Annotated in this window: 8 protein-coding genes and 1 pseudogene; 4 read left to right on the forward strand and 5 right to left on the reverse strand. The window is 66.4% G+C overall.

The window, feature by feature from the left end:
* Nucleotides 1–41: 41 nt before the first annotated feature.
* From FXF75_RS13535 to FXF75_RS13550, 4 genes are all read right to left on the reverse strand, one after another.
* Nucleotides 42–1,667: a hydantoinase B/oxoprolinase family protein gene (locus tag FXF75_RS13535; RefSeq protein WP_163522397.1), complete on the reverse strand. Its 1,626-nt coding sequence runs from the start codon at nt 1,665–1,667 to the stop codon at nt 42–44.
* Nucleotides 1,664–3,754, reverse strand: coding sequence for a hydantoinase/oxoprolinase family protein (locus FXF75_RS13540; protein WP_163522652.1), 2,091 nt, complete (start codon nt 3,752–3,754; stop codon nt 1,664–1,666). The genes FXF75_RS13535 and FXF75_RS13540 overlap by 4 nt, the downstream gene beginning before the upstream one ends.
* Nucleotides 3,755–5,138: 1,384 nt before the next feature.
* Nucleotides 5,139–5,978, reverse strand: coding sequence for an ABC transporter permease subunit (locus tag FXF75_RS13545; RefSeq protein ID WP_163522398.1), 840 nt, complete (start codon nt 5,976–5,978; stop codon nt 5,139–5,141).
* Complete coding sequence (locus FXF75_RS13550; RefSeq protein ID WP_163522399.1) at nt 5,975–6,892, reverse strand: ABC transporter ATP-binding protein; 918 nt, start codon at nt 6,890–6,892, stop codon at nt 5,975–5,977. The genes FXF75_RS13545 and FXF75_RS13550 overlap by 4 nt, the downstream gene beginning before the upstream one ends.
* Before the next feature lie 168 nt (nt 6,893–7,060).
* Here FXF75_RS13550 and FXF75_RS13555 point away from each other — a divergent pair, with 168 nt between their 5' ends.
* The 4 genes and pseudogenes from FXF75_RS13555 (at nt 7,061) to FXF75_RS13570 (ending at nt 11,447) form a co-directional block, all read left to right on the forward strand.
* Nucleotides 7,061–8,398, forward strand: a complete 1,338-nt coding sequence (locus FXF75_RS13555) for a ferritin-like domain-containing protein (RefSeq protein ID WP_163522400.1) — start codon at nt 7,061–7,063, stop codon at nt 8,396–8,398.
* Nucleotides 8,399–8,472: 74 nt separating this feature from the next.
* A complete protein-coding gene (locus tag FXF75_RS13560; protein ID WP_163522401.1) occupies nt 8,473–8,748 on the forward strand; it encodes a winged helix-turn-helix domain-containing protein in 276 nt (91 codons plus the stop codon).
* A gap of 61 nt (nt 8,749–8,809) precedes the next feature.
* Nucleotides 8,810–9,115 (forward strand): hypothetical protein, encoded by a 306-nt coding sequence (locus FXF75_RS13565; protein WP_163522402.1) that lies wholly within the window; start codon nt 8,810–8,812, stop codon nt 9,113–9,115.
* A 110-nt stretch (nt 9,116–9,225) separates the two neighbouring features.
* A pseudogene (locus FXF75_RS13570) lies at nt 9,226–11,447 on the forward strand (type II/IV secretion system ATPase subunit).
* 325 nt (nt 11,448–11,772) lie between these two features.
* Here FXF75_RS13570 and FXF75_RS13575 read toward each other — a convergent pair.
* Nucleotides 11,773–12,507: a CPBP family intramembrane glutamic endopeptidase gene (locus tag FXF75_RS13575; protein ID WP_163522403.1), complete on the reverse strand. Its 735-nt coding sequence runs from the start codon at nt 12,505–12,507 to the stop codon at nt 11,773–11,775.
* Nucleotides 12,508–12,586: the final 79 nt, after the last annotated feature.

A 12,586-nucleotide genomic window follows, 5' to 3' on the forward strand; every position in this document is an offset into this window, starting at 1 on the left:
TAGGGTCGAGCGGCCCAGTTCGGTGCAAGCGCCGAGAGAACTCACGCCCGGTCAGAGGCGGACTCGTCCACGCGGTCGGACTCGCGGGATTCGTCGGTCCGTTCGCTCGGGTCGCCGTACCCGCCGCCTCCGGGGGTCAGTACCGTGACCGTCGTCCCGGTCTCGACCTCGACGGTGGTCTTCGTGCCGACGCGCTCGCCGTCGATGCGGTTCTCGCCGAGCGCGCCCGACTCCCCGCCGTCGAGTCCCTTCGGCGCGTGTCTGCGGCGCTCGGTCAGCAGCGAGACCGTCGCGTCGGTCTCGACAGTCATCGAGCGTTCGAGTCCGAGACCGCCGCGGTGTCGCCCCGCGCCGCCGCTGTCCTGCCGGAGGGCGTAGCGCTCGACGCGAAGGGGGTACTCGGTCTCCAGCGCCTCGACCGGGGTGTTGAGCGTGTTGGTCATCCCGACCTGCACGCCGTCCATGCCGTCCTTCGTCGGACGCGCGCCGAACCCGCCACCGATTGTCTCGTAGTAGGTGAAGCCGCCGTCCCTGCTCCCGATTATCAGGTTGTTCATCGTGCCCTGTCCCTCCGCGGGCACGCGGTCGGGCACCGCCTCGGCCAGCGCGCGGACGACCACGTCGGTCACGCGCTGGCTCGTCTCGACGTTGCCCCCGACCACGGCCGCGGGCGGCGTCGGGTTCAGCAGACTCCCCTCCGGCGCGCTGACCGAGACCGGCGCGTAGCACCCGTGGTTCGGGGGAATTTCCGGGTCGGTCAGACACCGGACGACGAAGTAGACCGCGCTCTTGGCGACCGCCAGCGGCGCGTTGAGGTTACCCGGAACCTGCTCGGCGGTCCCCGAGAAATCGACGGCGAGCGAAGCGCCGTCGATTTCGACCGTCGCTTGGACCGGCACGTCGTCGTCACTAACGCCGTCGCCTTCGAGGAAGTCGGTGGCCGCGTACTCGCCGTCCGGTAGGTCGGCCAGTTCGCTCTCGACGCGCTCGCGAGAGTACGCTATCACCGCGTCGAACGCCGCCAGTAGGCGGTCGCCGTGGTCGGCCAGCAGGTCGCCGAGGCGCTCCTCGGCCCTCTCGTTGGCGGCCATCTGCGCCCGGAGGTCGGCCCGGCGCTCGTCGGGCGTCCGGACGTTCGCCAGCAGGAGGTCGCGCACGTCCTCGTTCACCTCGCCGCCCGTGACGAGGCGGACCGGCGGGAGGCGCAGGCCCTCCTGATAGATTTCTCGCGCGCCCGCGGGCATGCTCCCCGGCGTCATCCCGCCCACGTCGGCGTGGTGGGCGCGGGAGACCGCGTAGCCCACGATTTCCTCGCCCGCCCCGCCGTCCGCCTCCGGGGGCGCGAGCGGCGAGACCAGCGTCACGTCCGGCAGGTGGGTGCCGCCCGCGAAGGGGTCGTTGACGACGAAGGTGTCGCCGGGGTCGGGGTCCCGTTCCAGCACCGCCGCCACCGCCTCGGGCATCGCGCCGAGGTGGACCGGGATGTGCTCGGCCTGCGCGACCATCCGACCGTCGGCGTCGAACAGCGCGGTCGAGCAGTCCCGTCGCTCCTTGATGTTGGGCGAGTACGCGCCCCGAATCAGCACCTGCCCCATCTCCTCGGCCACGCTCTCCAGTTGGTTCCGCAGGATTTCGAGTTCGACGGGGTCGAGGTCAGCGTCGGTCATGCTCGACCCTCCGCGTCGGTCGCTTCGCCTCCGCGCTCGGTCAGTACCAGCGTCCCGTCCTCGCGCACCGCGGCCCGCCAGTTCGGCGGGACGACCACGGTGCTGTCGGCCTGCTCGCAGACGGCCGGACCCGCGAACGTCTCGCCCGCCGGCAGCGCCTCCCGGCGGTAGACGGGCACCTCGCGGAACTCGCCGCCGAAGTCGGCCTCGCGCTCGCCGATTCTGGCCTCGCCCGCGCTCTCGTAGGCGACGCGCGGCGTCTCGCGCGCGACGGTCGCGCGCACCCGCAGGCCGACGAGTTCCACCGCCTCGTCCATCCGGTAGCCGTACGCCGTCTCGTGGGCCTCGTGGAAGCGACGTTCGACCGCCTCGGGGTCGAACGACTCGCCGACCTCGACGGGCAACTCGAAGCTCTGGCCCGCGTACCGGAGGTCGGCGCGCCGGACGATTTCGGCCGCCTCGGGGTCCCGGAGGTCCGCCCGCGCCTCGTCGGCGAGGTCCGCGAGGACCCCAGACACCCCCTCGGGGTCGGCCGCATCGAGCGCGGTGCGGTAGGTCCGGACAGCGTCGCGGGTCTCGTCGGCCGCGAGCAGGCCGAACGCCGACAGGACGCCGCAGGCCCGCGGGACGACGACGCGGGTCACGTCGAGTCGGTCGGCCAGCGCCGCGGCGTGCATCGGTCCCGCGCCGCCGAACGCCGCCAGCGCGAACGTCCGGGGGTCGTGGCCGCGCTCGACCGTGACTTCCCGGACCGCCCGAGTCATGTCGGCGTTCGCCACGCGGTAGACGCCGCGGGCGGCCTCGACGGGTCCCGACAGGTCCGCTTCGTCGGCGAGGGCCGCGAGCGCGTCGCGCGCGGCCGCCACGTCCAGCGAGAGTTCGCCCCCGAGCGCGGTGTCGTCCCCGAGGTAGCCGAGGACGACGTTGGCGTCGGTGACGGTCGGTCGCTCGCCGCCCTTCCCGTAGCACGCCGGGCCGGGGTCCGCGCCCGCCGACTCGGGACCGACCCGGAGCGCGCCCCCGGCGTCCACCCACGCGATGCTTCCGCCGCCCGCGCCCACTGTCGTCACGTCCACCATCGGGACGCCCACGGGTCGCCCGCCGATTTCGGTCTCGGTGGTGCGCTCGACGTCGCCCTCCCTGACGAGACTCACGTCGCTGGAGGTGCCGCCCATGTCGAACGTGACGAGACCGGGTGCCTCGGTGGCGCTCTCGGCGGTCGCGGCCGCGCCGTCGGTTTCCGCGGTCGCTCGCTCCGCGGCCGCTCTCTCAGCGGTCGCGGCCGCGCCCACGACCCCCGCAGCCGGGCCAGACAGACACGTCGTTACGGCGTGTTCGCGGACCGTCTCGGCGTCGGCGATGCCGCCGTTCGACTGCATGACCAGCGGGGCCGGAATCCCGGCGGACTCGGCGCGCTCGACGAGTCGCCCGAGGTAGGCGTCGATTTTGGGCGTCACGTAGGCGTCCACGACGGTCGTGGCGGTGCGCTCGTACTCCCGGAACGCCGCGAGCACCTCGTGGGACGCCGAGACCGGCGCGTCGAGTTCCTCGCGCAGGACCTCGGCGACCGCTCGCTCGTTCCGGGGGTCGGCGTAGGCGTGGAGCAGCGAGACCGCGACGCTCTCGGCGTCGGTTTCGCGGATTCGGTCCGCGAGGTCCCGGACCTCGCTCAGTTCCACTTCGCGTTCGACGCCCTCGGGGGTGGCGCGCTCGGCGACCTCGAACCGCCTGCGCCGGGGGACGAGCGGGTCGGGTTTCTCGGCGTTCAAATCGTAGAGCGCGGGCCGGTCCTGTCTCCCGATTTCCAGCACGTCGCGGAACCCCTCTGTCGTGACGAGCGCGGTCTCCGCGCCGTCGCCCTCCAGCAGCGCGTTGGTCGAGACCGTCATCGCGTGCGAGAAGGCGTCCACGTCTTCGGGGTCGAGGTCGGCCTTCTCGCAGGCCTTCCGGATTCCGGCCAGCACGCCCTCGCTCTGGTCGTCGGTGGTCGGGACCTTCGCGGTGACGAGTTCGTCGCCGGGCGTCAGCAGCGCTACGTCGGTGAAGGTGCCGCCCACGTCCGCGCCGACGCGGATGCCGTCGGTCACGGGCGGGTCCCTCCTCCGGGTCGGTCGTCCCTGTGACGGTGGCTCATGCGGTTTGGGTGTCGCTACAGGACGTAATAGTTGGTGCTTGCGGAACTCCGGCGGCGCTGACGACTCGACCAGCGTCCGCGGGACGTACTCGCTGTCGAGGACGTCGAGACCACCGACGTCGAGGCTGCGTCGGTCCACGAGGACCGCCAGTATCCGAGTGCCATCGCCACGACTAGTTAGACCATCAGATTACGGGGCCGAACCGGTTCCGGACGTGGAACGGTACCGCCGACCCGACCAGACCCTCGACCGTGGCAAGCGGCTACCCCCGGAGAACGCGAGGTCGGCCGCCTGCGTGCGGGGACCACTCGGTCAGACCGTCCAGTAATCGCTGACCGCGTTCGCCTGCCACCACGTGGTACTGTGCCACAGGCAGAGAATACGAAATACTGACCGTCGAACGGGTGAAGCGAGAGACGAGTTGATTACGAGTCTGCTCGGGAGGACGACCGTTCGCGCTGTGCGTCTCCCGTCGGGCGGTCAACAGGAGTCGTCGTGAACCTCGAAGGAGTTGACGACGTTTCCGTCGGGAGACTCGTACTCGACTCGCATCGTCTCGGGGACTGTTCGGTCAAATACTAACTCTGTCTGATACTTGTAGGTCACGCCACCACAGTTGACTTCACTCTGCGGCCGCTCGGACGCCCATCGACTCGTGAGACGTATCGTCGCCTCGTTCGTGTCGGGGTTAGTCTCGAAAGACTCGAAGACGAGTCGTGACAGCCGCTCGGGGGGCGAAACCACCCGGTAAGGACGACGGTCGATTTCTCACAGTCGAAGACTCCATCGACCGATTCGTCCGGGGCTGGCACCTCTCCATCGAGGACCCGGAACGTAACTCGCGTATCACCGGAGCGCGTCTCGAACGGGGTTCGTGTTTGGGTCGTGCGGTCGCCCTCAGAACTCGTTCGTGGAGTGGTTCCGGGGTCCGCGACCCGTCCGAGACAGCCACTCGCCAAAGTGGCGTTAGCTAGCAGACCTGCGAGGAGTGTTCGACGTCTCACGGCGGCTTTTGTTCGTAATCGGAAATAAACCTATGTAAGTAATGTATATTTCCATAACTACATCCGGGATAAGTGTCATAGTATGGGGGTGAGCGCCGTGGACCGACCCTCGACCGAGGCCGAGCGCGGCGTCGGCGACTCTTCGACCGGACTCGTGCCGCCCCCGAAACCGCCCGACGACCCCGACGCGTGGTACGCGCCGGACGTCCGGGCGCAGTACGAACCTCATCCGGGCGTCGTCCCTGTGACGGTGGTTCGTGCGGTTTGGGTGTCGCTACAGGACGTAATAGTTGGTGCTTGCGGAAGTCCGGAACGTCCGAGAGAAGAGTCCGCTATCCGAGGTCCGCGCGCTCGAACCGCCAGTAGCCGAGCAGTACGGGGACGACCAGCCAGCCGACCAGAACGACCAGTCCGAACCAGTTCTGCACGTAGAACGGCACCGACGACCCGGCCAGCGCCTCCGCGGGGACGATAGGTCCGGCACCCGAGAAGACGAGGTCGGCGGCCTGCGAGTAGGCGTTGTTGGGGTTGAGTACCTGAAGCAGATAGTACCACGCCGGAGTCGCACTCGCTCCGGTGGGCAGACCGCCCTCGACGAGGTAGTAGACGCCCAACGGGACGAGGTTCCAGAGCACTTGGAAGAGGAAGAACGCCCCGACGGCCAGCGCCATGGCCCGCGACCGAGTCGCCGCGAACGACGACGCGCCGATAGCGATGCCCACGTACGTGAGTCCGAAGAGGACGGTAAGCAGCGTCAACAGCAGGAAGTCCACGACCGCGAGTTCGCCGAACAGCGCGAGCAGCGTGATGGCGGCACCGGCGAACGCCACGAAGATGCCGACAGTGACCACCAGCGTCCGGCCGACCAACTTGCCGAGCACCACGTCGGCGCGTGTGTGGGGGAGACCGAGCAGAATCTTGATGCTTCCGGACTCGCGCTCGCCCGCGATGGCGAGGTACGCCACCACCAGCGCCGTGAGCGGGATGATGAGGCTCGCCGGTGAGGTCAGGAACTGCGTGGCGTCCGGGAGTCCCGGCGCGTCGCCGAGAATCGCCTTCCGGACGTAGACCGCGCCGACGGAGAACAGCAGGAACACCGCGGTGATGACCCAGAGCATCCGCGAGCGCACCGCGTCCTCGAAGTCCTTGCGCGCGACGACCAGCCAACTCATGCCGTCACCTCCTCGGTGGTGTAGGCGGCGAAGAGGTCCTCCAGCGACGCCTGCTCGGTGGATATGTCGGTGACGGTCGCGCCCTGCGCCTCGACTCGGTTTATCACTTCGGACTTGACGCCCGAGTCGTTCACGGCGATTCGGAGGACGTTCCCATCCGCGGTCAGGTCGGTCACCGCGTCGATGTCGTCGAGACTGAGGTCGTCGGGCACGCGGTCCACCGTGAGTTCGAGGGTCGAACTGGTGCCGACCGACTCGCGCAGTCCCTCGATGGTGTCCTCGGCGACGAGTCGGCCGCCGTTCATGATTCCGACGCGGTCGCACACCGCCTCGACCTGCCCGAGGATGTGACTGGAGAAGAAGACGGTCGTCCCGCGACTCGCCTCTTCGCGGACGAGTTCGCGCATCTGGCGCGCGCCGTTGGGGTCGAGACCCGACGACGGTTCGTCCAGAATCAGGAGGTCGGGGTCACCCACCAGCGCCATCCCGAGCGCGAGGCGCTGGCCCATGCCGGTCGAGTAACCACCGGCCTTCCGTCCGGCCGCCTCCGGGCCGAGACCCACGCGGTCAAGAATCTCGTCGGGGTCGTCGTCGCTCCCTTTCGAGTCCACCGCGAACTCGACATGCTTCCGACCCGTGAGTCGGTCGTAGAGGTCGAAGCCCTCGGGGAGGATACCGATTCGCTCGTGAATCTCTTGGGTCTCGTCCTGTGCGTCGTAGCCGAGGACCGTCGCGGTGCCCTCGGTCGGCCGGAGGTAGTCGAGCAACACGTTGATGGTCGTGGACTTGCCCGCGCCGTTCGGACCGAGGTAGCCGAACACCTCGCCCTCCTCGACGACGAGGTCGAGGTCCTCGACCGCAACGACGCCCGCGCCGAAGCGCTTCGTGAGTCCGTCGGTTCGGATAGCTGGCATGAATGTACGGTCAATCCCGGACGGCATTAGTGTTGTTAATTCAATACCTCTCCCGCGACCCGGAACTCGGGACGAAATTGGGGGAGAGTTCCGCGGGAACTCGGCGGAAATAGTGTCAAACCTCCGAAAATCTTCATGGGTGACCGAGGAGTCGGTGCGAGTGAAGCAATGACCCGGAACGACTCGACCCCAACCGACGCCTCGTCCGACCCGAACTCGACTCGCTCGCGCCGTGCGTTCCTCGGGAGCGCCTCCGCGCTGGGCGCAATCGCGCTCGCTGGCTGTAGCGGGAGCGGAAGTGAGACGACCACGACGACCGAAGAGACGATGACAGAAGCGACGATGACGACCACGGAAACGACGGCTGAAGAGACTACCACTGCGGTCCCGACCAATCCGGACGTCCCGATTCTCAACTACGCGCTGACGCTCGAACACCTCGAAAACGCCTTCTATCGCGAGGGCCTGAAGGAGTTCGGCGACGACGAGTTGATGCAGGCCGACGCGCTCTCGAAATTCGGCGAAGAAGTCCGGATGGACGTGCCCGGCCACCTGCAGACGGTCGCCGGCCACGAGGCCGCCCACGTCGATGCCCTCTCGGCCACCGTCGAGAAGTTAGGCGGTACGCCAGTCGAAGAAGGGGAGTACGACTTCGGCTACCAGACGCCCTCGGAGTTCCTCGGCGTCGCCAAGGCGCTGGAGAACACCGGCGTCGCCGCCTACGCGGGCGCGGCCCCGAAGGTCGTCAGCAACGACGTGCTGGCGGCGGCGGCGGGCATCCACAGCGTGGAGGCTCGCCACGCCAGTTTCCTGAATCTAGTCAGTTCCGAGTCGCCGTTCCCGAACGCGGTCGATTCGGCGAAGTCGGTGGACGAGGTGCTGGAAATCGCGGGGCAGTTCGTCACCTCGGAGGTCGACCCGAGCGTCTACGAGACCGAACCGGCCGAGGAACGGGCGACGCCCGACAGGAAGACCGACGACGACAAGAGCGACGTCAACGTCCTGAACTACGCGTTGACGCTCGAACACCTCGAAAACGCCTTCTACCGCGAGGGACTGAAGACGTTCAGCGACGAGGAGTTGATGCAGGCCGACGCGCTCTCGACGTTCGGCGAGAAGGTTCGGATGGACGTGCCCGGCCACCTGCAGACGGTCGGCGACCACGAGGCCGCCCACGTCGATGCCCTCTCGGCTACCGTCGAGAAGCTAGGCGGCACGCCCGTCGAGGAGGCGAAGTACGACTTCGGTTACGAGACGCCCTCGGAGTTCCTCGGCGTCGCCAAGGCGCTGGAGAACACCGGCGTCGCGGCGTACAAGGGTGCCGCGCCGACCGTCTCCAACGACGACGTGTTCGCGGCCGCAATCGGGATTCACAGCGTCGAAGCCCGTCACGCCAGCTTCCTGAACGAACTGAACCTCGCGTCGCCGTTCCCGAAGGCCGTGGACGAACCGAAGACGATGTCCGAGGTGAAAGAAATCGCGGGGCAGTTCATCGTGGCGGAGTGAACCAGCCGTCGAATCAGGTTTCCCTCGGTTCTGCTTCGGTGGCCTTACGTACCGGGTTTGAGTTGTGAGCGGTGATGGAGAAGGTCCTCTGGTACGTGCTGGCGGGGACGCGCGGGGGCATCAACCGCGCGCGCCTCCTCCGGGAGATAGACGAGCGTCCCCGGAACCCCAACCAGCTCGCAGAGGAACTCGACCTCAACTACGACACAGTTCGACACCACCTCGACGTGCTCGTCGAGAACGACGTCGTCACTTCCAGCGGTGACGACTACGGCGCAGTGTACCTCCCCTCCGACGCCACCCGCGACCACTGGGACGTCGTCGAGGAAATCATCACCCAAATCGAATGACCATGAGCCGACACCCGAGCGAACACGACCGTCTCGACCGACCGACGCGGAGGCCGAACCGATGAGCATCTGGATTGACCTCGCGCGGGTCGCCACGGGACTCAACCTGCTGTTGCTCGCCGCGCTGGCCAGCGTCTGGGCGCGCAACTACCGCCGGGTTCGGTCGAAGCACACGCTCGGGATGCTCGTGTTCGCCGCGCTCCTGTTCGCCGAGAACGGGTTCGCGCTCTACTTCTATCAGGTTGACCCCCTGCTGTCGGTGTGGTTCAGCACGCAAGTCCCCGACCCCGCGTGGCAAGCGATGTTGTCGTTCCACGTGTTGGAGACGCTGGCCATCGGCTTTCTGGCGTGGGTGACGATGGACTGAGGCGAGCGGGGACCGTGAACCGGAACCGGTGAGGACGGTTCGAGATGGAAGCGGTGTATTTTCGGACACTATCTCAAACTTTAAATACCGATACAGTGCGAAATTTACGCATGACCGATACGTTGCGGGCGAGCGGCGGCCGGGGAGACGGCGGGGCGAGCGAAACCCCACCGGAGGTCCCGCCACCGAAACCCCCCGACGACCCCGAGGCGTGGTACGCGTCGGACGTGCGGGCACAGTACGAACTCCACCCCGACGTCGTCGCCACCATCACGGAGACCGACGACGGGTTCGACTACCGGATTCGGGAACCGGCCCTCTCGCCCGGGGCCGAAGACGCCCTCGCGACGGTCGAGGACCACTTCGCCGACGCGAACCTCGCCCGGCCGCTCACCCGCGAGGGTGCGAGCGAGCGCGCGGCCGCCGGGTTCGACCCGAAGTACCGTCGCATCGTAGACCGCCTGACCGACCTGCCGCCCGAGACCAGACGTGGCGTGGAGTACTACGCGCTCCGGGACCTGCGGTGTCTCGGCCAACTGACGCCGCTCGCGCTCGACGACGGCATCGAGGTGGCCGACACCGCGGGCGAGCGACTGGTCGTCCACACCGACGACTATGCGCCCGCCGACACCGACCTCCCGGCCGACGCCGACTTTCTGGAGCGGTTCGCCAGCGAACGCGTCGAGACCCACACCGTGGATTTCCGGGAGTTTCAGGTGCCGGTGGTCGTCTACCGCGAACACCTGCTGGCCAACGACTCGTTCACCACCAAGTACGCGGTGCTGGAACCCGACCTGCTGCCCGGCGACGAGGAGTTGATTCAGGAGTGTAAGGACAGAATCTGGGAGACCAACGTGGACGGCGTGGTCGAGGACCGGGCCGGGTTCGTCCGCGAGCGCGCTCAGACGTTCCTCTCGCGGCGACTCACCGCGCGAAACACCCGGGCGTGGCTCGACGCCGCCGCCTACCGGGTCCGGACCGCGCTCGCGGAGTACGACCTCGCGGTCCGCCCGTGAATCACCGATTCTCGACCGACAGACTCTCGGACTTAGTCTACTACGTGATGCGGGACTTCGTGGGCCACGGGAAACTCACGGTTCCCATCCGGGACGACCTACTGGAGGACATCGAGGCCAACCGGGTCGGCGAGCGCATCAAAGTCGTCCCGCGGGGCCGAGAAATCGGCCACGGCGAGCGCGCGCCGACCAACCTCGTCTTCGAGGACGAGACCGAGTTCGCCAACGTCGTGACCCAGATGGCAGCCAGCGACGGCACGGAACTCAACGCCTCGAACCCGAGCGCGAAGGTAAACCTCCAACCCGAAGGCGTACCCGAGGAGGTGACCATCCGGGCGGCGGTCGCGCTCGGCGTCATCAGCGAGGACGGTCCGCACATCTCCATCCGGAAGCAGGCACCCGAGGCGATGACGCCGGTGGACCTGCTGGAGTCGGGAAGCCTCTCGACGGAGATTGTGACGTTACTCTGGCAGGTCTACGAACACCACGGCGTCGTCCTCTTCTCGGGACCGACCGGCACGGGCAAGACGACGCTGATGAACTCCCACATGCCGTTCATTCCCTACCGCGACCGACCCATCTCCATCGACGAAGGCTCGCGGGAGGTCCGACTCCCCCACGAGACTGGCGTGTCGCTGACGACGCGCGACCACGAGAGCGACTACAAGCGCGTGACGATGGCCGACCTGATGACCGAGTGCAACTACCTCAACCCGGACGTGGAGGTCATCGCCGAAATCAACACGCCCGCCAGTTTCCGAACCTTCGCCGAGAGTCTGAACACGGGCCACGGCATCATCGGGACCACTCACGCCGAGGACGTGGAGAAACTGGTGAACCGGGTCGTCGAACAGGGGCTACCCCCGTACCTGCTCCGGGAGTTGGACCTCGTCGTGTTCCCGCGGCGCGTGGACGGCCAGCGCTACGTCGGCGAGGTCGTGGAACTCCTCACCGAGTTGGAGTTCGCGGACCTCGGCGCCGAGCGAGCGCGCTGTGGCGCGATAGAGAAGGACGGCACGACAGTCTACTGGAACACGGTCGCGTGGCGCGACACCGACGGCGAGTTCCATCTAGCGTACGACCATCCCGAGTCGGGCGACGGGGAGCGAGAGCGTCGGCTTCGGTTCTTCGACCGCCTCGCCGAGTGGACAGACCGGACCGTCGAGGAGGTCGAGACCGAGTTCCAGCGCAAGCACCGGTACGTCCAGTATCTGGAGCGTGAGGGCGTCGACGACTTCGACGAGTTGTTCGCGTTCCTCGCAGACCTCCGGAACGACGAGGCCGCGACGGTCGAACGGGTGACGCGGCAGACCTGACTACGGGGGACCGTCGATTCGTGTCAAACTCGGCGTACTGGCTCATCTCTGCTTGCAGAGAAATAGAATGCCTGTTAGTTATCAACTTGTTCTCGGGTTAGGGTCGCCCGTTAGAAAGGGCACCACGTGTTCGGCATACAGAGAGATAATTACGTTTTATTAACCCCCAGGATGGTATTTAGTATACCTATTGGGATTTTTATCAGAGGTCTTCTGGTACGTGTTCTTCGAGTACTGCGTTTATCCGTACTTCTCCAGACGGACCACGAAGCAGTATCGACTGCGAGTCCTTCGACTTCAGATTCGTTCCCGTTCGGACCCAGACTTAGCTGTATTCGAGCCACATATGAAAGAACACGATAGCGTCGAATAGCCCGTGAGCGAGAGCTGGGACGAGGATGTTGTTCGTCTTTACGTATGCGTATCCGAGTATCAACGAGAGGAGAAAGACGCTTAGAAGCGACATGGCGGTCTGAGCGTTCGTAGCGCTCTGATACTGGAGGAGGTGGTGGGCGGTGAAAATACCGCTGGCGAGTAACACTGCAGACCAATCGGAGAACGTCGCCGACAGGTGTTCCTGAATTACGTTTCTATAGAGCAGTTCCTCGCCCGGCCCGATGAACAGTACTGAGATGGGGACGAACGCAAGCAGAAACGACGGATTGCCCGTTCGTGCAATCTGTTCGATGGAACTCGGCGACGTAGGGATACCGACGTAGCTGGTGAACTCCGCAACGAGAAACGACACGACGAGGAGTCCACCGGTTGCCAGTCCGAGGATGGCTAACTCACGTCGACTGGGAGTTCGGACTGTAGGCCGGTTGACTGCGACGAACCCACTTCGCAGAATCAGCAGAGAGTACACGACGAGCAGTACGCCGAACAGCACCGATAGTATCGCGCTCGGGGGGAAGACGCTTGGACCGAACGCCAAAAGGAAAATCTGTTGGAGCGCGGACGCCCCGGCGGCCGTGAAGAGAAATCCGATAGTGCCGATATAGAGCGCCCGTAATACGGCTTCGACCTGTTTCCGTCGGTCGGTCCGTTGTAAATACCTCATCTTAATGTCCTCCTATTAATGTTTATGCTACTTTATTGTTGGCGGCTCCGGGTCTTCCTGCTCAGGTCGGCGCTTGCCA

Origin of the sequence: Halorussus sp. MSC15.2, from assembly GCF_010747475.1 — an archaeon.
Lineage (GTDB): Archaea > Halobacteriota > Halobacteria > Halobacteriales > Haladaptataceae > Halorussus.

Bases quoted from the DNA above. Each gene is read 5' to 3' on its own strand.
- FXF75_RS13535 (WP_163522397.1), bottom strand. From the start codon at position 1,667: ATGACCGACGCTGACCTCGACCCCGTCGAACTCGAAATCCTGCGGAAC.
- FXF75_RS13545 (WP_163522398.1), bottom strand. From the start codon at position 5,978: ATGAGTTGGCTGGTCGTCGCGCGCAAGGACTTCGAGGACGCGGTGCGC.
- FXF75_RS13550 (WP_163522399.1), bottom strand. From the start codon at position 6,892: ATGCCAGCTATCCGAACCGACGGACTCACGAAGCGCTTCGGCGCGGGC.
- FXF75_RS13555 (WP_163522400.1), top strand. From the start codon at position 7,061: ATGACCCGGAACGACTCGACCCCAACCGACGCCTCGTCCGACCCGAAC.
- FXF75_RS13560 (WP_163522401.1), top strand. From the start codon at position 8,473: ATGGAGAAGGTCCTCTGGTACGTGCTGGCGGGGACGCGCGGGGGCATC.
- FXF75_RS13565 (WP_163522402.1), top strand. From the start codon at position 8,810: ATGAGCATCTGGATTGACCTCGCGCGGGTCGCCACGGGACTCAACCTG.
- FXF75_RS13575 (WP_163522403.1), bottom strand. From the start codon at position 12,507: ATGAGGTATTTACAACGGACCGACCGACGGAAACAGGTCGAAGCCGTA.